The following is a 24250-nucleotide window of genomic DNA, read 5'->3' on the forward strand; positions in this document are numbered from 1 at the left end:
CTTTTTAATTTTTAAACCAGCCGATTGGCTCTACTTGTAAATTAATATTAATTTGTTTTACTTCTTGAAATTCTTCCAATCCAAACGTACCCAGTCCTCGGCCAATTCCGCTCTGCTTATATCCGCCCCAAGGCGCTTCGTTAAATGTAAAATGATACGTGTTTACCCAAGTGATGCCCGCACGCAGCTTTTTAATCACTCGAAGAGCTTTTGCGCCGTCGGTTGTAAACACACTGCCTGCTAAACCGTATTCCGTATCATTTGCAAGCTTAATAGCTTCTTTTTCATCTTTGAACGTTTGAATAACAACAACCGGACCAAAGATTTCATCTTGCACAATTTTCATATTTGACGTAACGTTACTAAAAACCGTAGGTTCTACAAAGAATCCTTTTTCCAATCCACTGCTGGTGATTCGATTGCCTCCGCATACAAGGTGAGCGCCTTCTTGCTTTCCAATTTCGACGTACTTTAATACTTTTTCCATATGTTCTTCACTTACAAGAGGGCCCATTTCAATCTCTTGTTCCATTCCATTTCCTACTTTAATTTTTTGAGCACGCTCTGCAAAACGTTCGATAAATCTCTCAGCGATGCTTTCTTCTACTAAAATACGAGAACCTGCAGCGCAAATTTGGCCGCTACCTGCAAAAATTCCGAATAAGGCATAATCTACAGCTGTTTCAAAATCAGCGTCAGCAAATATAATGTTCGGTGACTTTCCTCCAAGTTCTAAAGAGACTTTCGTTACATTCTCTGCTGCTTGACGCATAATGTGTTTTCCAGTTACCGTTCCGCCTGTAAAGGAAATCTTATCAACACGCTTATCTTGAATAAGCGTATTTCCTACAGTATCTCCAGCTCCCATAACAAGGTTTGCTACTCCTTTTGGCAATCCTACGCTTTCTAAGATCTCAAAAAGTTTTGTAGGAGTAACCGGTGTCACTTCAGAAGGTTTAAATACAATCGTATTTCCTGCAGCTAAAGCAGGTGCAATTTTCCACACGCTCATCAACAGCGGATAATTCCAAGGTACAATCAATCCGCACACTCCAATTGGTTCTTTTATAACCATTGCTTGCATAGGTGCAGGAACACTGTACGTTTGACCGTCTGGCTTTGTAATTAATCCAGCGTAATATCTAAAACAAGCAGCTGCATCTTCCACATCAGCCTCAGCTTCGCGATAGGGCTTTCCGTTATCCATTGTTTCTAGCGCTGCTAATTCCTCTTTCGCTTCTTCAAGCTTATCGGCAATTTTAAATAAGACAGCTGCTCTTTCAGAGGCAGAAGTCTCAGACCAAATTCCGCTGTCAAAGGCTTCCCGTGCAGCTTTAATTGCTGCTTTCATATCTTCTGCGCTGCCTTCTGCAGCATATCCAATTACTTCACCTGTCGCTGGATTAACAGTAGGACGCTGCTTCTCTGCTTTTTTCCACTCTCCGTTTATGTACATATTCAAAGTTAACGTTTTAACGGCTGTACGATCCATAAGATACCTCCTTATTAAATAATGACTGATTATCAGTCATTTTAAACTTTAAAAAACTTATATTTCTGATAATTTATTATATATTTTGAATGAATGTCAGTCATTTTGATAGGTGTAATATCAGCAGCGCTAATATTACACGGATGGCACAAGAGAACGCTTTAAGAATTGAAAAAGTTCTTCCTTTGATTGCTCAAGTGTGACATCTTGCTCTCGCCCGATATAAAAAAGTTCAGCAGCATTTTCAATCAAATTGATCATCGTTTTAGCTGTCCATTTAATGTTAAGCTGCTTGATGACTTCTTCTTTTTTTACAGCCTCATTTAATACCTCTTCAAACCAGTTGTAATAAGGTAAATAAATAGCTTCCCATGTTTCTAATGAATAGTCAAAAGCGAGCCCCGAATAGCATAAAACAAGAACATCTCTATATTCATCTGTTGTTTTATACGTTTCGTCAATCATTACCTCTAATGTACTTAAAAAATTTGTTGCTGTTTTAGCTCTTTCTTTAATTTTTTCAAGCGACAAAGAAAGTAAGTTTTCTGCAATAGCAGGAACAAGGGCATTTTTGGATCTGAAATAAAGATAAAAAGTTCCTTGAGCTACGCCTGCACGCTTTACAATGTCTGAAATCGACGTTTTATCAAGCCCCTTTTCAGATATAACTTCAATCGCTGCCTGTAAGATTTTATCGTATTTTTCACTTGTGCTTGTAATCAACTCTTTCCCTCCACCTATAAAATGAATGACTTTCATTCATTTTACTACAAGCAACCAAAATTACGCAAGATAAAATTTTCTGAATCTTTAAATTTAATCAAAAATCGGCCGTATACCGACTTCAAAAATATTTTTTTATTTTATCATTTTACCCTCGCTCTTTTTATATGTCTCACTGTTATTTCTCTTCTTTTGACAATCCAAAATAAAAGCTGATACAACGCTCTTTAAGCAACTATTCTTCTGAAAAAATATCTTTATTAGAAAGATACTTTTCTGCGTTTATTTATAAAGCTTTATGACCTAATTACTCTTCACTTAAAGTTGACGGAGTAAAAAAAAGAGTGGTAACATGTAAAACTGATTCTACAGTCACTTATTTTATCCATTTATTTCCCATAATTTCTCTTAACTACAATGTACATTTTTAGCTAAAAATAACTTTATAACGCCGAAAAATCACCCACTCTATTTCACATTTTATATTTTCTATGTTTACTACCTAAAAAAACCGGGTATACACTTCGTTGTGTTTAGCACTCGTTCTACATATCAGTCAGATTGATTTAAAACTTTATAAAGGAGTTACATTGCATGAAGAAACTATTGTTAATCAGTATGATTTGTTTTCTTCTAGTTATTACTTCGGCTTGCGGCAACGGTAATGGCGCATTTAAAGATAAAAAAACCATTACCATCGGCATGAATAACTATACTGAAAACATCGCCTACACATACGTATGGAAACAGATTTTAGAAGATCGAGGTTATAAGGTTAGAACTGTTTTCTTAGAGAAAGCCGGTGTTTGGGTAGGAACGGCCAATGACGACATTGATATTTCGTTTGCACCATGGCTGCCTACAACAGATGCGCCTTTTTACAAAAAGTATAAAGATCAAGTGAACATCGAAGACCCTTGGCTTAAAAACGCGCGCTTAGGATTCGCAGTTCCCGCCTATATGAAAGATGTGAACACAACGGAAGACCTTGCTAAGGTTGCTTCTGATGTCGATAACAAAGTAATTGGAATTGACCCAGGCTCCAGTATTAATGGATTAGCCGAACAGGCGTTAAAAGATTATAACCTTAAAAGCTATACGCTTGTAAAATCGTCTGAGGCAGCTATGCTCAGTGAACTGCGCAAAGCCTATGATGCCAAAAAACCAATTGTTGTTACTATGTGGAATCCTCACTGGGCTTTTGCAGACTTTGATATCAAATACTTAAAAGATCCTAAAAATTCGTTTGGAGACCCTGACAACATTTACACAATGACAAGCAAGGAATTTAAAAAGACAAATCCTCAAGTCATAAAATGGATGAATAATGCACAGATGAATGATAAATTAATCAGTCCTCTTCTATCACAAGTTGAAAAATCTTCGAATCCTGAAGAAGCAGCGCAAGAATGGGTAAAAAAGCATAAAAAGCTAGTTGACAGTTGGACAAAAGATTAATGGACGTAAAAGAAAACAACAATTGAGGTGGACATATGGAACACGTAAAATTAAAAGTACAAAATATAACCAAAGTGTTTGGTAAGAATCCGTCAAAAGCGATTGATTTACTTCAAAAAGGAAAAACAAAAAAAGAAATTCTAGAAGAAACAGGAATGACAATAGGGGTTAATCAAGCAAACTTCGAAATCAAATCCGGTGAAATCTTCGTTATTATGGGCCTGTCTGGAAGTGGTAAATCCACTTTAGTTCGTATGTTTAATCGCCTTGTTGAACCAACATCTGGATCCCTTATTTTGGACGGTGACGATGTAGTAAAAATGAACAAAGATGAACTCCGCGACATGCGCCGAAAAAAAATGAGCATGGTTTTTCAAAACTTTGCCCTATTCCCTCACCGTACGGTTCTTGATAACACAGAATACGGACTAGAAGTTCAAGGTACACCAAAAGCCGAACGTGAAAAGAAAGCAAAAGAAGCGCTTGAATTAGTAGGTTTGAAAGGGTACGAAAATCAATACCCTGGTGAACTGAGCGGCGGTATGCAGCAGCGTGTCGGACTGGCCCGAGCACTTGCCAATGACCCTGACATTTTATTAATGGATGAAGCATTCAGTGCACTAGATCCGCTTATTCGTAAAGACATGCAAGATTTCTTACTGGAGCTTCAAGAAAAAATGGAACGTACAATCATTTTTATTACCCATGATCTTGATGAAGCTCTTCGAATCGGAGATCGCATCGTTTTAATGAAAGACGGCAGTGTTGTTCAGGTAGGAACACCTGAAGAAATTATGACAAACCCTGCCAATGATTATGTTGAGCGCTTTGTGGAAGACGTTAATGTAGCTAAAGTATACACAGCTGAAAGCGTGATGAATCGTGCCGAATCTATTACCGTAGACCGAGGTCCGCGCGTGGCTCTTAAAATCATGCAAGAAGCTGGTTATTCAAGCATCTACGTCGTAGACAAGAAAAAAACTCTTCTAGGAGTTGTAACTGCAGATGATATTAGCCGTGCCATTAAACAAGATAAACTGACAGCAGACGTATTAGATACGGATATTCCAACTGTTACAACAGATACGCTACTAGAAAACTTGTACGACAAAATGGTTATCAGCCGCTTTCCGCTACCGGTTGTAGATGAAAACCATCGTCTGCGCGGCATCATTAAAAAAGAACGAGTGATTGAAGCACTCGCCGGTACTGATAGTAATGAGGTGAACGTAAATGAATAGTATTCCTAAAATTCCCGTTGGCAATTGGATTGACCATTTTGTCACGTTTTTAAATGATAATATCAAAGGTTTTTTTGATGTTATTTCAGCTATTGTCGATGGTATTGTAAGTTTTATTGTACTAGTGTTAACTTTTCCACCAGCATTAATTTTAATCTTAATTGTCGGAATCATTGCTTGGTTTTCAAGTAAAAAATGGTCATTTACTATTTTATCAATGATTGGCCTGTTATTTATTCTTAATCTTGGCTACTGGCAAGAAACCATGGACACACTAGCCCTCGTTTTAACAAGCGTACTGATTTCGATTATAGTAGGAATTCCGCTTGGCATCTGGGCATCTCAAAGCGAAAAGACGGCTCGAATTATTACGCCAATCTTAGACTTTATGCAAACAATGCCCGCATTTGTTTATTTGATTCCAGCACTTTTCTTTTTTGGAATCGGTGTAGTGCCAGGTGTTATCTCATCTGTTATCTTTGCAATGCCTCCGACGATTCGCTTAACGAACCTAGGTATTCGCGAAGTACCCGCTGACTTAGTAGAAGCAGCAAATGCCTACGGTTCAACAACAAAACAAAAATTATTTAAAGTACAGCTTCCATTAGCTACAAAAACCATCATGGCCGGAATTAACCAAAGCATCATGCTATCTCTTTCAATGGTTGTTATTGCCTCTCTTGTAGGTGCTCCGGGACTTGGTGCGGAAGTATACCGTGCAGTTTCTCGACTTGAAGTCGGCACGGGCTTTGAAGCTGGAATTTCAATCGTTATTTTAGCGATTATTTTAGATCGTATTACGCAATATTTTGGAAATCGTTCAAACCAACGAGCATAAGTAAAAAAAGAAGCCAACTCCGGTGAGTTGGCTTCTTTTTATTTATTTTTGTAACACGCTACAAAGATTGCTTCCCCTTGAAACGATTCAATTCTTTGTTGATTCGTTTTGATGTCAAAAAACTGCTTAAATCCCCTTGGTATATTCAGCATATATTGAGTAAGCTCATGCTTTGTCTCTTCCGGAACATTCATCATCCCGCACCAGTCATCAAATAAAAAGCGCTTTGGAAAAGTTGTCAGCACTTCTGTACGGAACCCTTGCATTTCAAGCATAGAAAGCCACTCTGTTTTTTTATAAGCACGATAATGGCTTGGATCTCTTGTCTTTTCAACTCGATTATAAAACTCGTCATAAGCATTCACTTCCGGTGCTACATTATCAATGAGCAAGAACTGTCCGCCTGGCTTTAACACTCGGTATACCTCTTTGATGAACTGTTTAATATTAGGAAAATGGTGAGGTGCAATTCTGCACGTTACCGTATCAAACTCGTCATCTTGAAATGGCATATCTTCAGCATCTCCTTGAACAAACGATACATTTTCATGACCATTTTCTTTAATAAAGCCTTCAGCACTTTGCAGCATTTGAGGAGTTAAGTCAAAAGCCGTTACTTCTTGAAAAACAGGTGCTAGCTTATTTGCCACGTGTCCTCCTCCTGTTGCTACATCAAGCAGCTTTCCTCCTCTATTTTCTTCAGCAATTTCCGCTAAAACAGCTAAATCTTTGCCTTTCGCATGACCTTTACTTTTGACGTACTTTCCAGCATTCCCCCCGAACTGACTGACCACCATTTCTTTATTACTCATCTATTCTCCCCCCATTTTCCTCTTTAAAACTCTCTGTTACTTTGCCTAGTGCATTCACATATTTATTAGGAAACGTGTGAATGTATTCTTTTTCTTTCTCCCCATTGATGAAACATGCGAAACAGCGGAGGAAGAAGCAGCCAAATGGTTAAAATTCGAAGTACTTGGACGGCTACTACCAACGTCGAATCAGCTTGCAGTACAATTGATGTAGTCGCCATTTCTGCAATGCCTCCAGGAGCAAACGCTAAAATAGACGTAATAAGCCCGATTCCAGTTATTTTGGAGACGAGTAGTGCACAAACAAACATAGCAGCAATTAAGCCGATTGTATTAATAAGCGCAACAACTATAATTTTTTTTACGCCGATAAACATTTCTTTATGAAAGCGAGAACCAATGCTTGACGCGATAAAAATTTGCGATAAAATCATCACAGAATGAGGCCAGTATGCTTGAAGATTATAGCCCGCGTACGATGAAGCAGCTGTTTGAACAATCGCAACAGTAAGCATTCCCCCTACTAACCAAGGAGCAGGAAATTTTAGTTTTTTTCCTATATAATAGCCTACTACTGCTGTAACGATTAAAACGCCTGTCCATAGCAGTGATTCCCACCCAAAAATACTTGGAGTAGCTGCCACTGCATGCCGACCTGTATTACTTCCCCAATAGACCACAAATAAAGGAACAGCAAGCACAACTAAAAACACGCGCATTGTTTGAATGATGCTTACAACTGCCGTATTAGCCCCTACCTCTTCAGCCATGCCTGGCATTGCGCTCATTCCTCCAGGAGTCGTGCCGAAAAAGCTTGTTAATAAGTCTGTGGAACTGAACCTCCATAGCAAATAACCGGATAAAAGAGAAAAAACAACGGACAGCAAAAGCATGATCGTAATGGTGGACCAGTGAGATTGAAACGTAGTTAATACAGACAAGTTAATCTTTTGACCTAATTCAATCCCTAAAATACACTGTCCTGCGTACAGCCAATATTTTGGAATACCTTTTTTGCTTGTTTGAGATAAAAAACGCGGCTTTCGGAAAGCTAGAATAGCAGCTAAAATGAGGGTCCCAAGCATCCAGCCAATGGATAAACCTGTTAACGATAAAAGAAATCCTCCGACGCTTGTTAATAAAATAAAAAATATAGATTGTAAAAAAATAATTCTTGCGTTCATATCTACTTCCTTCCTTCTACAAGGCTTTTCTTTCTTACACCGAACATTCTTCTTCTTAACTATAGTATAATTTTAGAGATAATTAAAATATCGAAATTTTATTATAAACCATTCATTTTTTTTATTCCTGGAGGGGTAGTATGGACGATCGAGATTGGCTTATTCTACAAGTGTTGTATCGAGAAAAAAACATTACAAAAGCAGCCAAGGAGCTGTTTATCTCTCAGCCTGCGCTTACGCATAGACTGCAGCAGATGGAGAAGGAATTTCATGTTCAGATTGTGAACAGAGGACGCCGCGGCGTTCAATTTACACCGCAGGGGGAATATTTAGTGAAGTGCGCAGAAGAAATGCTGCTCACGCTTCAAAAAATAAAAGAAAATGTGTTAAACATGGATGATCAATTAACCGGTACTTTACGTCTAGGAGTGTCTAACTTTTTCACTGACTACAAGCTACCTGGACTATTACGGTTATTTAAAGAGCGATTTCCTGACGTTGAATTCAAAGTCACCACCGGATGGAGCAGTGACATGGCTCACTTACTTTATAAGCACGATGTTCATATTGCGTTTGTAAAAGGTGATTATAACTGGCAGGATCAGAAAGAGCTGCTTTTTAAAGAAACGATTTGCATTGCGTCTGCACAGCCTGTTGACATAAACAACCTTCCCAATATACCTCGAATTGACTATCACCAAGATCGTTTTTTAAAAACATCTGTTGATAACTGGTGGGCTGAAAATTACTCTCAGCCTCCCCTTGTCAGTATTGAAGTGGATAAAGCAGAAACATGCAAAAAGATGGTTGTAAATGGACTCGGTTATGCGATTTTGCCGAGTATGCTGCTTGATGACGCAGCAGAGATTTACAGATACACGTTAAAAACAAAAAACCAGCAGCCTTTAACGCGCAGTACATGGATGTTTTATCATGAGGATTCATTAAAAATTAACATCGTAAAAGCTTTTATTGAGTTCATTCAAAACTTGGATTTAAAAGATGTACACTGATAGAAAGAGGTTGAAACAAACGTAGTTTAGCCGAAATGAAAAAATGAACCATTAATCAAAATGTTTGATTAGTGGTTCATTTTTTGTTGTAGTAAACATAGGTTTCATCTGTTTCGTTCCTTCTAGCAGTTGATTGTAGGGCAAGACGAAGACTCCTGCGGGAAAAGCGGGACAGGTGAGACCCCGCAGGAGCGTAAGCGACGAGGAGGCTCATCGCCCGCCCGCGGAAAGCGAAGTCTTGCACGGAAATCAACTGCGGTGTCTAAAGCAGTTCAGCTCATATATCCCATTTGTTCATCTTTAGATTAGATTCATTTCGTCATGCCTCAACCTTTTCTTTATCATGTCTACTCGTCATTTGTTCCGCCCATTAAGTCAGAATACAGCTTGCTTTGCTGTTCAAGAAAGACTTTAGCACCGCTGCTATTTTTATAAAAAGAGGTTAAATCGTTATCTTTAAGCAGCTGTTCCCATTCTTTTGTATGAACCATTTCATACACTGTCTTATTCCAATATGCTACCTGCTCTTTGGTCATATTAGGCGGTCCCATTAGACCTCTCCAATGGCTAAATGTTACGTCAATTCCCGCTTCTTTCCATGTTGGGATCTCTTTTAACTCTTCTAGCCTGCTGGGAGAAGAAACGGCGAGTATTCTTACCTGCCCTTGTTCATACTGCTTTTTTACTTCTGATAATGACATAGGTGCTACATCTAGCTGATGATGAACGAGCGCATCGATCACTTTATGACTGCTGTTGTAAACGAAGAACTCAAGCTTAGAAGAGTCTACGCCTGCTTTTTTATTCAGCTGCATGAACGATAAATGATCGTCGTTTCCTAAGCGAGGTGATATTCCTACTTTCATGCTGGATTCACTTTGATTTAACGTGCGTATGAGCTGTTTTAAATTATATATAGGAGAGTTAGCAGGAACTACGATGACCTCCCATTCAGATGTTAAAATAGCGAGCGGAGTAAAGTCTTTATAGGTTAATTGACTTTGCCCTAGCAAATTATTTGTAATCAGCAAACTGGAATTTCCGGAAACAATATTCCCTTCTTTTCTCTGTTTAATATATTTCCATCCTTCTTCACCTTGCCCACCTATTTTATTACTAACAGAAACGGGTACCTTCACAATCTTCTTTTCCGTTAGCACTTGTTGAATGGCTCTTACTGTTGCATCTGCTCCTCCGCCTTTTGCACCGGCTGCCACAATTTCAATTTCCCCCATATCAATACGGTCTTTTTTAGAGGGCGAAGAACAGCTAACAAGCAATACACTTATAAACACTATCATGAGCTTTTTGATCATATATACCATCCTTCAAGGCTAATGCTACGCTAAATAGTACTTGCGCTCCGGCCGTCCAATAATCCCATAATCATACTCAACGTGACATTCACCAGTTGATACTAGATACTCTAAATATCGTCTAGCTGTCGTTCTAGATACTCCCATGTGTTGCCCCATCTCTTCGATCGTAATTCCTTTGATGCTTTTTAAAATGTCTTTTGACTTTTGTAACGTGATACCATCAATACCTGAAGGAAGAGATTTATCCGCTTTTGGCTTTGTTCTGACATGTCCAAAGTACGCATCAATAAATGATTGATCAACTTCTTCACGCGTACTAAACAGTTCCTTTTTCTCTTGATACTGTTTAATAGCATTAATGAAGGATTCCATCATAACCGGCTTAATCAAATAATTAACGACGCCGTTTCTCAAACAGATTTCTACAATGTTTTTTTCGGTGGCAGCCGTTACCACGATAACGTCAACGTGTGGAAACTGCGCTCTGATTTTTGGCAGTAAATCTGTTCCCATTTCATCTGGCATATAGATGTCTAAAAGAAGTAAATCAACTTTCTTCTCCTTTAGCATTTCAAGCGTCTCTTTTGCATTCAACGCTTTACCTACAACTTCCACACCATCTACTTCTAATAAAAATCGCTCTTGAACTTGAGCAATTCGAAAATCGTCTTCTGCAATTGCGACTCTTAACATTTCGACTCTCCCCTTACTTCTCATGATTCAGTTTTTTGGAAGGTAAACTGAAAAAATGGCTCCTCCTTCTGGCTGATTATATACTTCAATAGATCCTCCAAGCTCATCTACCATTTTCTTTATATTTGCCAGTCCGTATCCTCTGTCTGTACCTTTGGTTGAAAAACCTTTTGTGAAAATTTGATTTAGTACTTCTTCTGATATACCAGGTCCGTTATCCATCACTTCAATAATTAAATCATGACCAATATCGGTAATAAAAAACGACACTTCTTTTTCAGACTGCTGACTCACTGCTTCAAATGCATTATCAATTAAATTCCCAATAATGATAATGAGATGAGAAATTTCAATATGTTCTGGGAGCGTATCGAGTGTACTCTCCGAATCAACCGAAAAGTGAATTTTCTTTTCAGATGCTTTTCCAATCTTCCCAAGCAATATTGCTTGGACTTTAGAATCTAGTATCTGATCAAATAGAATACGATTTTGTGTTTGGTGTACGGCTGATTCTTTTTGAATAAACTCAAATGCATCTTTGTACTGCCCTAACTGCAGCAAACCCGACAAAACATACAGCTTATTCGTAAACTCATGCGTTTGAGCTCGTAAATCCTCTGAATACTTTCGTACTTCTGAAATCGTATTGATTAAGCTTTTTAATTCTGTCTTATCACGAAAACTAGCGACCACTCCTACAATTCGCTGATGTTCAATAATAGGTGTTAAGTTTAAGATAAACGTTTTTTCATTCAAAAAAATCTCTTGGTCGCTTCGGGCTATTCCCGTATCTAGCACTTCAATCATATTCGTATAAGGAAATACTTCAATGATATGATGATGTAAATATTCCGTCTGTAGTCCTAGCATATTTTTAGCTGATGTATTCATCATCGTAATAAAGCCCTGATGATCAATAGCAATAATTCCTTCTTTTATCGAAAGTAAAATCGCATTTCGTTCACGGTATAAAGAAGCGATTTCATGGGGCTCAAGACCGAGAGTATCTTTTTTGATACTTTTAGCTAAAAAAATACCCCCGATCATACCAAGCAATAAAACAGCTAGTGAAAATAGGATAATTTGCTGAATGCGCGTAATGAGCTGAGCATGAACATGAGACTTTAAAAACTCAACCGTCACTACTCCCACGACCTCCGTATACTTTCCGTGACTGATAACAATAGGCGCTTTCCCCATAATTGCAGGACCTGTGGTTCCCTCTCCGTCAAGCGTATAATATCCGCCAAACAGCAGTGCTCTATCGTTAACCGCCTCTTTGTTTTTCTTTCCTATCCATTTTTGATTAGAATGAGAATAGATGAGTTGCTCACGGTTTTGAACCACAATACTTGCTGCTCCGATTTGTTCCCTCACTTGCTCGGCAAGCGGCTGAATGTAGCGACTCGGCTGTTTTTTTTGAAAAGCAGCTTTGACTTCCGGCATAAATGATATTGATTTGGCTGCTTGAAGAGCCAGCTGCTCGGCTTGCCTTTTAGATTCTACAAACTGCATGTAAGAGAAAATACTCGCTAAAAGAACAATAACAGTTATGATTAATGCTGCGGATAAACCTACGATTTTTGTTTGCAGCGATACTTGAAACCACTTTTTCATTTCATCGCACCTTTAGCCTTTACCTTATAGTTCTATTCCTCTTTTATTTTATCAAAATTTTTTGTATATCCGCTCCTTATTCCAAAAGCTTTTTAGACAAAAAAACTTATCAATCCCAAAAGCGGAATTGATAAGTTTTTAGGTTCATGATCTTTACAGCGTAATAACTCCTGTAATAATAGCTACTAAAAGCATCACCATCGCTGTTCCAATCGTCCACTTTAAAGTAAAGCGCTGGAATTCACCAAGCTCGACTTTTGCCATACCGACCAATAGATACGTAGAAGCAACTAAAGGACTTAGTAAGTGAACAGGTTGACCAATCAATGAAGCACGGCCAATTTCTGCAGCATCAATACCGTATGCTGAAGCTGCTTGAGCAATAATTGGTAAAATTCCATAGTAGTAAGCATCATTTGACATAAAGAACGTAAATGGCATACTTGTGATGGCTGTAATCACAGACATGTAAGGCCCTAACGCATCTGGAATTAATCCTACTAAACTATTACCCATTGCATCTACCATTTTTGTACCTGATAAAATGCCTGTGAATACGCCTGCTGCGAATACAAGAGATACAACAGCAAGTACATTACCGGCATGTGCTGTGATACGCTCTTTTTGAACTTCTAAATTTGGATAGTTAATCATGATAGCGATTGCAAATCCAATCATAAACAGGATTTGAAGCGGCATAACTGCTGTGATAAGTCCTACTAATAATAGAGCTGTTAAAGCAAAGTTTACCCATAAAAGCTTCGGACGCTTGTACTCGATTCCTTCAGCAGCGGCTGCTTCTGCAAAAGCTACTTGAGCATTTGTAACGTCTTGAATATCAATAACACCTAAGCGCTGGCGCTCTTTTTTCCCGAAATAGTAAGCCGTAAATAATAACCAAACAGCTCCACCAATCATGGCTGGAATCAGTGGTGTGAACACCTGTGAAGCATCTAACTTCAATGCGCTCATCACACGAGCAGTAGGTCCGCCCCAAGGCGTTAAGTTCATAACTCCACTACCCATAATAGCGATACAGGCTAAAATCATAGGCTTCATGTTTAGCTTTTTATAAAGCGGAAGCATCGCTGAGAGCGTAATCATATATGTTGTTGTTCCGTCTCCGTCTAATGAGATAATAAGAACTAAAATAGCTGTACCAATTGTGATTTTTAGTGGATCACCTTTTACGATTTTTAAAATTCTTCCTACAACTGGATCAAACAAACCAGCATCAATCATAATCCCAAAATATAAAATAGCAAACATTAACATAACGCCTGTAGGTGCTAATTCTTTTACACCATTTAAAGCCATTTCTCCAATATCACTTGTGAATCCCCCTATGATTGCAAACAATACTGGAATAACCATTAAAGCAATAAGCGGCGTTAATCGTTTTGTCATAATTAGAAACATAAATGTACAAACCATCAAAAACCCAAGAATAGCTAACATTATTACCCCTCCTATTTTTGAATCCGCTTTCATAACAGTGGAAGCGATTCGTTTGTATGTATGACTCGCATATGTATGCCAGTTCGTCTATACGATTACAACATCGCTTGTTCACTATTAAGTTGTACCTTAAAACTTTAAAATTTTCTGTTTTTTCTTAAAATAATCATAATTTACAGGAGGGTATAGTGTAAATAATTCGTACTATAAAAACTTTTAAAACTTTATGGGTAATTAAATCCTTTTTGTTCATTGGAAGAATAAAAGAAAGGAAGAGGAAAAAAGATAGGAAAATAAAAAACGGAGAGAGAGGAACTATTCTCGTGAATTATTCAATTTGAACTCTAAGAGAATAAGCTCCAGAATGAGGAGTTTTATTCCATTGAGTAAGAGACTCCTCTAAAAATGGAATGTTTTTCAACTTCTTTGTTTGGAACTTTTCTATTTTTGAATATTTCTCTAAAGCATACGTATTAGCAAACATTTCCTGCGTTCTATTTCCTTCTTTTAAAAGCGTTCCATTTGTCATACGATCCACATGATGGCCTAATTCATGCAGAATGATAAAAGCAAATTGATGAGGCTTTTTATTTTTTGTTGTATCGATAAAGACAATAGGACATTCCGTTACTGTATATTTAATATAGTCAATTTCAAACTGAAGTTTGCGCTTATCTTTTGGAAGGTTATCATTAAATTGGCCATAGTACACACCTAGCACATCTTTCCCTTGCACTTTTACACTGCCTAAGCAATACACACCTTTTAGCCCATCCCAGTCTTTTTCGTCTGTTACATTAGCAATTTCCTGCAGGGCGGCTTTTTGCTTCGCACTCATGACTCCATGAAACGTTACGCCATGAATTTGGATTTTTTCACTACGCTTAAACATCTTCTTGCCTCCTTTGCTAAATTCCTTCTACAACATATTATTTAGCAATAAGTATATTCATTCACAATACATGGTTAAAAACATGAAGTTAATGTCAAGATTCCCGTTTTGATGTTTTTTAACCCTGCTTATATGCTGCTTCGTTTATTTTCTATTTTTACTATATTACATATGTAGCCATTAATAAAATATCATTTTTTTATGATTTATCATTACTTTTTTTTATTTCTATTTTTGTTTATCGATAATCTGAAGCCTCCGTATCATTTTTAAATTTAAAACCATTGCTATATAAAGAAAAGGATAGCAAAAAAACGAGTATAGCGTCTTCCATTCGTTATAATAAAACACTTCTGTTTGGGCAGAAATGTATTCAAACAGGGTTGTAAGAATTACCCACACTGTAATATATAAAGCTTTTTTAGCCAAACTCTTGCTCTGTGGATAAAAATTTAAAAATACACTATTCGTTGCAGGATAAACAAAAATAAAAATTAAAAGATATTCAAAATCTACTCCTTTTGTGAAGAATCCATAAAGATCATATTTAACATCAAGATATATATCTGCTACCGATCCTAAAAACATAACAAACAAAGAAGTTGTGTACATTTCTATCCAGCTGATACGTTTTGGCATAACTAGTACACTCAAAATAGAAATCACCGTTGTAAGGATTAAGAGCACCATGCTGAGGACCTCGTTTTCTATAGGAGATAGAAACAGCTTTCCCATTGGATATTAAATTCATTCTGAAGGCTAAAAAATTAAGACTTCGCAGAAAAAGAGATTGAAGCATAACGAAGTCAAGATAATCTAAATACGAACTGAGATAAATGATTTGGACTGCGTGGTACACCGCTGTTGATTTTCGTGCAAAACTTCACTTACCCTTCTGCGGGGTCTCAGCCACTCCACTTTCCTCCCGGAGTCTTCGCCTTACCCTCTAATCAACAGCTAGAAGCAAATATATACAATCTACGTTCACCATCACAATAAAAGATCCGAACGAGTTGGATTCTCTATCAAGAATCTCAATTCAGCGTTCGGATCTTCTTTCAACTGAACTACTTTTGTTTCAGCTTCTTTTTGTTAACGAAAGGAAATGATGCAAGAACCAAGCTCTTGCTGTCCCCATTTAAGTGAAAGCTCATCATGATGAGTAAGCGGACCTACTCCCTCAGGTGTACCTGTAAAAATAAGGTCTCCTTTATCAAGACCAAAATGTTTTCCTGTAAAATCAATAATCGTTTGTAAGTCAAAAATCAAATCTTTAATATTCCCCAGCTGCACGCGTTCATTGTTTTTCACTAGCGAAAAGTCTTTCTTCTTAGATGCTTCTACTCCTTCAAATGGAATAAAGTTTCCCACGACCGCTGAATGTTTGAATCCTTTTGCAAGCAGCCAAGGGTGCTTTTTTTGTTTTAATTCGCTCTGCACGTCTCGAAGCGTCAAGTCTAATCCAATCGTCATCTCGTCAACAAGTTCATCTACCGTTATGCCCTCTTTGTAAGATTGTCCAATATGAAGAATCAGTTCAGTTTCAAAGTGCACCTCTCCTTGGTCGCTAGGAAGAGTGATTGATTGTCCAGCTGCTTCAACGAGAGCGTGAGTAGGTTTGGAAAATAAAAAAGGTGATGTTGGAATATCATTATGTAATTCTTTTGCATGCAGTGCGTAGTTTCGGCCTACACAATAAATATTTTTAATATCTTTCACTTTCATCATCCCTTCTTTCGTTCAAATAAAGATTTTTTAACTTATATTCTTTTATTTTACAAGAAAAAAAGACTGGGACATAATAAAATGAATCTACTCTAAAGACGGAACATGGGGATAAATGAGCTGAACTGCTTGTGACACTTCTGTTGATTTCCATGCAACAGCTAGAAGGACCTGCCCACACGAAGCCTACGTTCACCATGACCATAAAAAAACACGAACGATCTATTAAAAATAGATCGTTCGTGTTTAACGTTAGCGAAACAACTTTTCTCACATTCTCTTTCTTTCAATCTGTTATTTTCTAGCCCATTTTGTAATGCCTTTGATATCATCTGGAGTTGTACGGCAGCACCCTCCGATTAACTGAGCACCTGCTTCATACCAGCTGTGAGCGCTGCAACCATACGTTTCGCCAGCAGATGTCCCGTTCCATGTTTTAGATTCAGCATCATAATGCTCCCCTGAATTTGGATACACAATGACTGGCTTATCCGTTTGAGATTTAATTTCTTTAATAAGTGAAGAAATATATTGAGGCGGCGTACAGTTAACTCCAAGAGCCGCTACTTGCTCATAAGAATCCAGATAGCGTGCACACTCCGAGATTAATGTTCCGCTGCTAATGTGCAGGTCATCTTTTGCGCTGAACGTAATCCATGCGTACGCTCCTTCAAACTCTTGTAGCAGCCTCGCAATGGCTCTTGCTTCCATTACATTAGGAATAGTTTCACAAGCTAATACGTCCGCTCCTGCCTCAACTAATGCTTTCATACGAGGACGATGAAATTCCATTAACTCTTCTTCTGTTACGTCATACTGTCCAGTATATTCCGATCCGTTTGCTAAAAATGCTCCGTAAGGCCCTACCGAAGCGGCGACAATTGGTTTGGGACGATTAAGACGATTCTCTTCTTGGTGCCAAAATTCATCTCTTGCTTCAGCCGCAATTTTTACAGATGCTTGAATTAACTCGCGAGCCTCTGCTTCACTCAGTCCACGTTTAGCAAAACCTTCAAATGTGCTTTGATAGCTTGCTGTAATCGCACAGTCAGCTCCTGCTTCAAAGTAATCTTGATGCACTCTCTTAATCAATTCCGGCTGCTCCATCAGCACTTTTGCAGACCATAAGCTGTCGTTTAAATCACAGCCATATCTTTCAAGTTCAGTTGCCATTGCACCATCTAGTACAATCACAGGGAATGTATGTAAAATTTGTTGGATAGGATTCATTGTTTAATCTAGGGTTGTCCACTAGCAGTTAGCTTCGATTACCCTATCCTCCTTTCAGATAATTTAAAATATATGCAAAAAAGTCTAAAGGACTAGGCAACTTTTGTCAAGAAACCGAAAAAACAAGCATGGATTTATAACCATGCTTTTTTTAACCGCCTTATTCCTTCTTCTATTTCCTCTCTCCTCAAACTTCCGAAGCCTAACAAAATATGAGGCTTTTGTTTAGGTACTTCCGTAAGCCAATAACGAGAGGTACCGTAGACGGAGACATCTTGCTTTCGAGCTGCGTTAATTAATTGCTGTTCGTTCATATCGTTGTGCACGCGTACAAGTATATGCAAACCTGCCAATTCACCTGATATCGTAATGTTTTCGTTAAACTCTTTCTGTAAAGCTGCTAAAAGAGTACTGTGTTTCAGTTGATAAGCAGTTCTCACTCTTCTTAAATGCTTGTTCCACTCTCCATTTTTCATTATCAGCCCGAGCGTCTGTTGATGGAGAGTTGGAACAGCTTGCTCGTATAAAGAGAAACGTTGTTCATGATATGTTTTTAGAAGAACTTCAGGTAACACAAGGTAGCTGATTCTTAAAGAAGGCATAAAAGATTTTGAAAATGTACCTGTATAAATGACGCGACCATTCGAATCCAAGCTTTGCAATGAAGGAATAGGACTTCCTTTATAACGAAACTCTCCGTCATAATCGTCCTCGATAATAAACCCATTGCAGTCATTCGCCCATTCAAGAAGCTCTATTCTTCTTGAAACAGGCATGATCATTCCATATGGAAACTGATGAGATGGTGTAACATAAACAGCTCGTGTTTGGCTATCATAAAGCTCTTGAATGTTTATGCCTTTTTTATTAAGCGACACGGGTTTTAAGGAAAATCCATGCTGCTTAAATACAAAGCTAGCCCCGTCATAACAAGGATTTTCAAAGGCAATATCTCTGATGCTTTGCTTTAACATCTGCGCTAATAAACTGAGTGATTGCTGCGTACCTGCTCCAATAACAATTTGATGTTTTGAACAAACCACTCCTCTTGACTGATAAAGGTACGTCGCAATTTCTTCGCGCAGTGATTCTTCTCCTTGACTTTCTTGATACGTGAACAAAGCTTCTCTATAAGTTTGAAGACTTTCATTGTATCGTTTTTTCCACTCATTCAAGGGAAACAAACGGCTATCAACTTTTCCATACCGAAAATCATAGGTACACGACTTTGTTTCTGAGTGAGGGTGTAAAAATACAGTCGGCTTTCTATCTGTTTGCAGTAAATCAAACCGTGTATTCGTTACGTACAGTCCACTTTTGGGCTTGCTTTCTACATACCCTTCAGCTAAAAGCTGCTGATAGGCCATATCTACCGTATTTCGACTTACGTTTAAGTAAGCAGCAAGAGACCGGATAGAAGGCAGTTTGTCATTCACTTCTACCCTGCTGGACACAATTTCTTTTTTTATATATTCATATAGCTGGTGATACAAAGGTATATCATCCTTGCGGTTTAATAAAGGTGTGAACTTCACGCTAGCTCCTTTCATCTGTCCCTATTTTATTTTTCAAATCTGGCTCTTTTAGAGGAGATGCATTTCTTTTACTATAAGTGTAGATCATCTGATTAAAAAGGAGAAGATTTAATGACTACTATTACAATTCGTCAAGCTAATGCTGCTGACATGGAAGCACTTATTTCATTAATGAACGAATACATTGTTGATTTTTACAAGCGCCCTCAGCCTACCAAAAAGCAGCTGAGAAATTTGATTAATCACTTGTTTCACCATCCGGATGCTGGCATTCAGTTTATCGCGACTCAAAATGACAAGGCAGTAGGTTTTTCAACGCTTTATTTTACATTTAGCACCACGCGTGTAAAGCCTGTAGCGATTTTAAATGACTTGTACGTTATAGAAAAAGCAAGAGGACAAAAAATTGGCGAAAAATTATTTTCTACTAGTCACCAGTATACAAAAGAACAGCAGTATGCAGCTATGTCTTGGGAAACGGCTCGTGATAATACAAGAGCCCAAACACTTTACAGAAAAATGGGCGGAAATGTAACGAACGATGAATGGATTCACTACGACATTTCAAACAATATTTTATAATATTCTTCCATCCATAAAGTTTTAACACGTTCTTAACACTCCTTTCATAAATGTGTTTTATGATGAATACGACAAATAAATCAGTTTCTGTATGTATTTGTCACATTCTCTGTTAAAGTTTTCACAAAGTGTTCAAACTTTAAGTGAAAACGCTTTCTATTTTTGTGTATAATAAAAATATGCAAATGAAAATAAATGTTACAGCTCGTTAATCATACACATTTTAAATATGGAAGGAGTTTTGAAAATGATTTTAAAAGCATTAAGAAAAAACGGGGCCGTTACAATTAACTATTATAAAAACGGTTTGCTTCAAACGTTTAAAGGAAAAGTACAGCGCCTAGATTTAACAGACCAAACGCTTTCATTAAAAGATGAACAGCAAAATACTTTCTCTATTCGCTTATCGGGAATTAAAGAAATTTATTGATGAATAGTTTACAGTAAAAAAGAACATGATGTTCATTCTGCTTTGCAGAAGTCATCATGTTCTTTTGATTTTAGCTTTATTTAGCTGGTGTTTCTGTTTCTTCTTTCCCGTACATATATTTCGAAGGGTCGACTGTTTGGAAATCCTTCAGCTTGTGGAAACGAAGTAAGTCTCCATAAAGAACCTGATCAGATAACTCCAGTTCTTTCGCTACCTTCTGTTTATAAGCTTTCATTTGATTATTTTCGTTAAGCGCTTGGCCCGTCTTAGAATCATAATACGTTCCATCCACTAATGTATACTTCGGAGATACGTAGTTGCCATTACGGAATGCCACTACATCATCATGATTTTTAGAAAATAAATCTGTACCAAATTGGATAAATTCTTTGCTGTCAATTCCTACTAAATGAAGAAGAGTTGGCACAACGTCAATTTCTCCACCGTACGTATGATTAACTCCGCCTTTCACTCCAGGAACGTGAATAAATAGAGGTACACGCTGCAGCTGAGCATTTTCATAAGGCGTAATTTCTTTTCCTATTACTTTTTCCATTGCCGCATTATGATTTTCAGAAATACCGTAGTGATCTCCATAAATCATAATCACAGAATTATCATAAAGCCCAGAAGCTTTCAGTTCTTGGAAGAAAGATTGCAATGATTCGTCTAAATAACGAGCCGTTTGGAAATAACGGTCAACTGTTGCATCGCCCGTGTTAGCCGGCTGGATGCTTGCCTCATTGTTTCCAAGTAAAAATGGAAAATGATTTGTTAACGTAATTAAATGCGCATAGAACGGCTGTGGTAAAGACTGCAGCATTGGAACAGATTCTTTAAAGAACGGTTTGTCTTTTAAGCCATAATTAATTTTATTTTCACCCGTCATATTGTAATAACTTGCATCAAAGAACTTATCCACACCGAACTGCTTGTAAATTTCGTTACGGTTCCAAAACGTCTTATAGTCTCCGTGAAGCACAGCGCTCGTATAGCCAGCTTTTTGATCTAAAATAGCTGGTGCTGCCTGATACGTATTGCTTCCTTTCAGTACAAAGGCAGAACCTTGAGGAAGGCCGTATAGAGAGTTGTCCATCATCAGCTCAGCATCTGATGTTTTTCCTTGTCCTGTTTGATGAAAGAAGTTATCGAAATACGTAAAGTCATTTCCATGGGCCAACGAATTTAAGAAAGGTGTCACTTCCTGGCCATTTAATTTGTAATCAATTAAAAAAGACTGAAATGATTCCAAATGAATTTTAATAATATTTTTCCCTTTAGCTTTTCCAAAATAAACGGAATTAGGCTCCGCATAGTGACTGTTTTTAAAATTAACGACGTTTGTTAAATCATTGCTGCTTGCAAAAGCTCGCTGTTTAGAGTTTTGAGCAGTCTGAACACCGTCATACATCGTATAATTATAGGCACCTAAATACTTTACTAGATAATTGCGGTCAAAAGTTCGAGATAGAAGCTGCGGGCGATCAATTTCTGCTAATGTTAAGTTGACAGAAAAAACCATGAATCCTAAAGAAAGAATAGTTACAGCATTCTTAACCGATACTTTTTCATTATGCCAGTCAATTTTTTTACTAAAAAAGAGGAAAAAATAAATAATAAAATCAACAAAATAAAAAACATCATGTGCTTTTAATAAATCCATAATGCTTCCGCCCATACTTCCTGCATTACTTGTCTGCAACAGTGTAGGAAGCGTTACAAAATCGTTAAAAAAACGATAATAGAGAATGTTGCTGTATAACAGCAGCGTCATAATGAAACTGCCTGCAAGAATCCAAGCTCCTGCTTTCTTTCCTTTAAAAAATAAGCCGATTCCTAAAAAAATCAGCACTGAACTCACAGGGTTTATGAATAGCAGCATTTGCTGCATTACGCCGCTTACGCCTAAATTAAATTCAGTTTTATAAGCCACATACGACTTTATCCACATTAAAACAGCGGCTAATATGAAATAGTGCAGCGGCTTAGAAACGATTCGCTTCATTTTGATTTTCCTTTCTCGATTAGTTTATGAGTAGATTCACAAAGAACATATAGAAAACCTTTATCATTATACTCATAGAAAATGAAATCCTAGCCTTCACAACTATAGATAGATTCTTTAAATTCATCTACTAGTTTACCTAATACCCATAAATAAATAAACTAAAATCACCTTTTTTATCATAAAACCCCTTATCCCCTCATATACTGTATTCTGTTGCAACACCCGTACTGCAAACTTGTGCATTTTTTCACAATTTATCTACAAACTATTCTCATCTTGCTGTATAATAATAATTCTGCCTTGAGCATTCTTCAAATTCTTATGCTTAAACCACAGCTTTCTTTTCATAACAGATGCACACATGAAAGGAGATGAATAAATGATTTTAAAAGCGTTAAAGAAAAACAAACATGTAACCGTGAATTATTACGAAAATGGCCTGCTTCAAACCTTCAAAGGAAAAATCCAAAATTTAAACCTAACCGACCAAACCCTCTCCCTACGAGATGAAAAACAAAATATTTTTTCCATTCGTTTGTCTGGCATTAAAGAAATTTATTAACAAAAAAGATCCTGAAGAATTCTTCTAGGATCTTTTTTGTATTTTTTATCCATTAGTTATTGAAAAATCATCCAATTGATGTTAAATTAACTTTACATAATGTTAAATCAACTTAACAAATTTATTAAAAAGTCAGCGGGTGATCATATTGACTCTTATTAATCACGTAAAAGAGCTTAGAGCTAAACATGGATATACGCAAGGAGATTTAGCTGAAAAAGTTGGAGCCACTCGCCAAACCATTGCAGCTATTGAAAAGGGAAATTACGTTCCTTCCCTACTACTTGGTTTAACAATTTGTGATGTCTTTCAATTAAAAATGGAAGATGTTTTTACACTTCAAAAGGAGGAGAAAAATGTTGAGTAATGTTATTAAATCTTATTTGTTGAATGTAGTGTCCCTGTTGTGCGTAGGTTGGTTTTTATATGATTTTTTAAGCCTAAATATTCAATTTAGTGAAGTTATGACCGACCCTGAACCTCCGTGGGAAATTACTATGTCTATAGGCTCTTTTGCTTCTTTAATTGTTCTTTTAATTGTCTCATTTTTTTACTACCGCGCCCGTAAAAAGACGAAGAACGTTTCGCCTTTATTATTTCCGTTTGAATTTGCAGAAGAAGATGAACGTGAAAAGATGATAACAGCAGAAGCTTGTAAAAAAGCCTTTGTTTTCCTCCTATTTTCTATTCCTATAGGTGCTATATTAATAGCTTTTTATCCGCTGTTACCTAATTCTTTTAGCTTCTATCCCATTGCCGTTCTTTTGCTTCTTTCTCTTGTACAGTTAACGGTTTATTACGTATCAATTAGTAAGATTTATCGGTGATTAAAAAAGGGTTGTTCTAAAAAGAACAACCCTTTTTTAATCTAATAATTCACTGAATTCCCCCACAAAAATAATCCGACCTACATCTATTTCACTATTTTTTCATTTTCTCTGTCTATATTGAACTATAACAATTGAACGATGTATGTTACCTTCCACTGCAGTTTTTCTTCAGTGTTCAGTTGCAAAATATGAAAGATAAAAGGAGCATGTCAATGGCAGCTAATAAATGGACAAAATGGATGGTTGGTTTATCGAGCGTTGCTGCATTTACCACTTTTATAGGACTTTCTCAAAAATATGATCAAACAAATTCAACAACTACAGCACTAAATAACGATGCATCAGCTGATAATTCATCTCAAACTCAAACGGAAGATGAGACGGACCTATTTCCAGATTCAGGATCTGACTCCAATACGGACAATGGAACTAACGGGCAAGATCAATGGTCAAATGACAGTTCTAGTGAGCAAAGTGATCAGTGGTCAGACGATGATTCAAGTAATCAGCAAGATCAGTGGTCTGATGATGATTCCGGAAATAGTCAGGATAATTGGGGCAATAACGATGATTTTTCTATGCAATCAAGACCTTCTTAAGGATGTGAT

Annotated in this window: 25 protein-coding genes; 11 read left to right on the top strand and 14 right to left on the bottom strand. The window is 37.3% G+C overall.

What is annotated here, in order from left to right; genetic code table 11:
- Positions 1-4: 4 nt before the first annotated feature.
- Positions 5-1492, bottom strand: a complete 1488-nt coding sequence (locus AC3WJG_RS12265; protein ID WP_034275514.1) for an aldehyde dehydrogenase family protein — start codon at positions 1490-1492, stop codon at positions 5-7.
- A 135-nt stretch (positions 1493-1627) separates the two neighbouring features.
- Complete coding sequence (locus AC3WJG_RS12270; protein WP_028407591.1) at positions 1628-2215, bottom strand: TetR/AcrR family transcriptional regulator; 588 nt, start codon at positions 2213-2215, stop codon at positions 1628-1630.
- A gap of 594 nt (positions 2216-2809) precedes the next feature.
- Between AC3WJG_RS12270 and AC3WJG_RS12275 the strand changes: the two genes are divergently transcribed.
- Genes AC3WJG_RS12275 through AC3WJG_RS12285 form a run of 3 tightly spaced genes read left to right on the top strand, consistent with a single transcriptional unit; the run spans position 2810 to position 5752 of the window.
- The gene (locus tag AC3WJG_RS12275; protein WP_028407590.1) at positions 2810-3673 is read left to right on the top strand and encodes a glycine betaine ABC transporter substrate-binding protein; all 864 of its coding nucleotides are present in this window, start codon (positions 2810-2812) and stop codon (positions 3671-3673) included.
- Between the two features lie 35 nt (positions 3674-3708).
- Positions 3709-4914, top strand: a complete 1206-nt coding sequence (locus AC3WJG_RS12280; RefSeq protein ID WP_028407589.1) for a quaternary amine ABC transporter ATP-binding protein — start codon at positions 3709-3711, stop codon at positions 4912-4914.
- Positions 4907-5752 carry an ABC transporter permease gene (locus AC3WJG_RS12285; protein WP_013081885.1) on the top strand — a complete coding sequence of 282 codons (846 nt, stop codon included), beginning with the start codon at positions 4907-4909 and terminating at the stop codon, positions 5750-5752. Before AC3WJG_RS12280 ends, AC3WJG_RS12285 begins: the two co-directional genes overlap by 8 nt.
- Positions 5753-5790: 38 nt before the next feature.
- On the opposite strand, the gene AC3WJG_RS12290 is transcribed toward AC3WJG_RS12285, so the two are convergent.
- Together AC3WJG_RS12290 and AC3WJG_RS12295 are read right to left on the bottom strand one after the other, a co-directional pair.
- Complete coding sequence (locus AC3WJG_RS12290; protein ID WP_028407588.1) at positions 5791-6564, bottom strand: class I SAM-dependent methyltransferase; 774 nt, start codon at positions 6562-6564, stop codon at positions 5791-5793.
- Positions 6565-6629: 65 nt separating this feature from the next.
- Positions 6630-7748 carry an AbrB family transcriptional regulator gene (locus AC3WJG_RS12295; protein ID WP_028407587.1) on the bottom strand — a complete coding sequence of 373 codons (1119 nt, stop codon included), beginning with the start codon at positions 7746-7748 and terminating at the stop codon, positions 6630-6632.
- A 140-nt stretch (positions 7749-7888) separates the two neighbouring features.
- Between AC3WJG_RS12295 and AC3WJG_RS12300 the strand changes: the two genes are divergently transcribed.
- Positions 7889-8761: a LysR family transcriptional regulator gene (locus AC3WJG_RS12300; protein WP_337133782.1), complete on the top strand. Its 873-nt coding sequence runs from the start codon at positions 7889-7891 to the stop codon at positions 8759-8761.
- A gap of 129 nt (positions 8762-8890) precedes the next feature.
- On the top strand, positions 8891-9070 hold the full coding sequence (locus AC3WJG_RS12305) for a hypothetical protein (protein ID WP_098332453.1): 180 nt from the start codon (positions 8891-8893) through the stop codon (positions 9068-9070).
- A 38-nt stretch (positions 9071-9108) separates the two neighbouring features.
- On the opposite strand, the gene AC3WJG_RS12310 is transcribed toward AC3WJG_RS12305, so the two are convergent.
- The 9 genes from AC3WJG_RS12310 to pdxR all read right to left on the bottom strand — a co-directional run bounded on the left by AC3WJG_RS12310 (position 9109) and on the right by pdxR (position 19230).
- Positions 9109-10077: a tripartite tricarboxylate transporter substrate binding protein gene (locus AC3WJG_RS12310; protein ID WP_025749762.1), complete on the bottom strand. Its 969-nt coding sequence runs from the start codon at positions 10075-10077 to the stop codon at positions 9109-9111.
- 24 nt (positions 10078-10101) lie between these two features.
- Positions 10102-10773, bottom strand: a complete 672-nt coding sequence (locus AC3WJG_RS12315) for a response regulator (RefSeq protein ID WP_028407585.1) — start codon at positions 10771-10773, stop codon at positions 10102-10104.
- Positions 10774-10800: 27 nt separating this feature from the next.
- The gene (locus AC3WJG_RS12320) at positions 10801-12390 is read right to left on the bottom strand and encodes an ATP-binding protein (protein WP_028407584.1); all 1590 of its coding nucleotides are present in this window, start codon (positions 12388-12390) and stop codon (positions 10801-10803) included.
- A gap of 153 nt (positions 12391-12543) precedes the next feature.
- On the bottom strand, positions 12544-13848 hold the full coding sequence (locus AC3WJG_RS12325) for a CitMHS family transporter (protein ID WP_028407583.1): 1305 nt from the start codon (positions 13846-13848) through the stop codon (positions 12544-12546).
- A gap of 328 nt (positions 13849-14176) precedes the next feature.
- Positions 14177-14740: an ImmA/IrrE family metallo-endopeptidase gene (locus tag AC3WJG_RS12330; protein ID WP_043980266.1), complete on the bottom strand. Its 564-nt coding sequence runs from the start codon at positions 14738-14740 to the stop codon at positions 14177-14179.
- A 228-nt stretch (positions 14741-14968) separates the two neighbouring features.
- Positions 14969-15394, bottom strand: coding sequence for a CBO0543 family protein (locus tag AC3WJG_RS12335; protein WP_176528180.1), 426 nt, complete (start codon positions 15392-15394; stop codon positions 14969-14971).
- A gap of 438 nt (positions 15395-15832) precedes the next feature.
- Positions 15833-16465, bottom strand: a complete 633-nt coding sequence (locus AC3WJG_RS12340) for a fumarylacetoacetate hydrolase family protein (protein WP_098248639.1) — start codon at positions 16463-16465, stop codon at positions 15833-15835.
- 294 nt (positions 16466-16759) lie between these two features.
- The gene (mmuM, locus tag AC3WJG_RS12345; RefSeq protein ID WP_028407579.1) at positions 16760-17695 is read right to left on the bottom strand and encodes a homocysteine S-methyltransferase; all 936 of its coding nucleotides are present in this window, start codon (positions 17693-17695) and stop codon (positions 16760-16762) included.
- 134 nt (positions 17696-17829) lie between these two features.
- Positions 17830-19230: a MocR-like pyridoxine biosynthesis transcription factor PdxR gene (pdxR, locus tag AC3WJG_RS12350; RefSeq protein ID WP_419789174.1), complete on the bottom strand. Its 1401-nt coding sequence runs from the start codon at positions 19228-19230 to the stop codon at positions 17830-17832.
- 111 nt (positions 19231-19341) lie between these two features.
- Here pdxR and AC3WJG_RS12355 point away from each other — a divergent pair, with 111 nt between their 5' ends.
- Positions 19342-19812, top strand: a complete 471-nt coding sequence (locus AC3WJG_RS12355) for a GNAT family N-acetyltransferase (protein ID WP_337133793.1) — start codon at positions 19342-19344, stop codon at positions 19810-19812.
- A gap of 229 nt (positions 19813-20041) precedes the next feature.
- Positions 20042-20242: a YolD-like family protein gene (locus AC3WJG_RS12360; protein WP_074893948.1), complete on the top strand. Its 201-nt coding sequence runs from the start codon at positions 20042-20044 to the stop codon at positions 20240-20242.
- A gap of 76 nt (positions 20243-20318) precedes the next feature.
- Here AC3WJG_RS12360 and ltaS read toward each other — a convergent pair whose 3' ends face one another.
- Positions 20319-22247, bottom strand: a complete 1929-nt coding sequence (ltaS, locus tag AC3WJG_RS12365; RefSeq protein ID WP_221840719.1) for a lipoteichoic acid synthase — start codon at positions 22245-22247, stop codon at positions 20319-20321.
- 382 nt (positions 22248-22629) lie between these two features.
- On the opposite strand from ltaS, the gene AC3WJG_RS12370 reads away from it, so the two are divergent.
- The 4 genes from AC3WJG_RS12370 (at position 22630) to AC3WJG_RS12385 (ending at position 24241) form a co-directional block, all read left to right on the top strand.
- The gene (locus AC3WJG_RS12370; protein WP_013081871.1) at positions 22630-22812 is read left to right on the top strand and encodes a YolD-like family protein; all 183 of its coding nucleotides are present in this window, start codon (positions 22630-22632) and stop codon (positions 22810-22812) included.
- Between the two features lie 148 nt (positions 22813-22960).
- The gene (locus AC3WJG_RS12375; RefSeq protein WP_013081870.1) at positions 22961-23179 is read left to right on the top strand and encodes a helix-turn-helix transcriptional regulator; all 219 of its coding nucleotides are present in this window, start codon (positions 22961-22963) and stop codon (positions 23177-23179) included.
- A complete protein-coding gene (locus tag AC3WJG_RS12380) occupies positions 23169-23639 on the top strand; it encodes a DUF2178 domain-containing protein (RefSeq protein WP_013081869.1) in 471 nt (156 codons plus the stop codon). Before AC3WJG_RS12375 ends, AC3WJG_RS12380 begins: the two co-directional genes overlap by 11 nt.
- A 215-nt stretch (positions 23640-23854) precedes the next feature.
- Positions 23855-24241 carry a hypothetical protein gene (locus AC3WJG_RS12385; protein ID WP_337133798.1) on the top strand — a complete coding sequence of 129 codons (387 nt, stop codon included), beginning with the start codon at positions 23855-23857 and terminating at the stop codon, positions 24239-24241.
- The last annotated feature ends 9 nt before the right edge of the window (positions 24242-24250 follow it).

The sequence above is a fragment of the Priestia sp. FW507-14D1A genome, assembly GCF_058781295.1.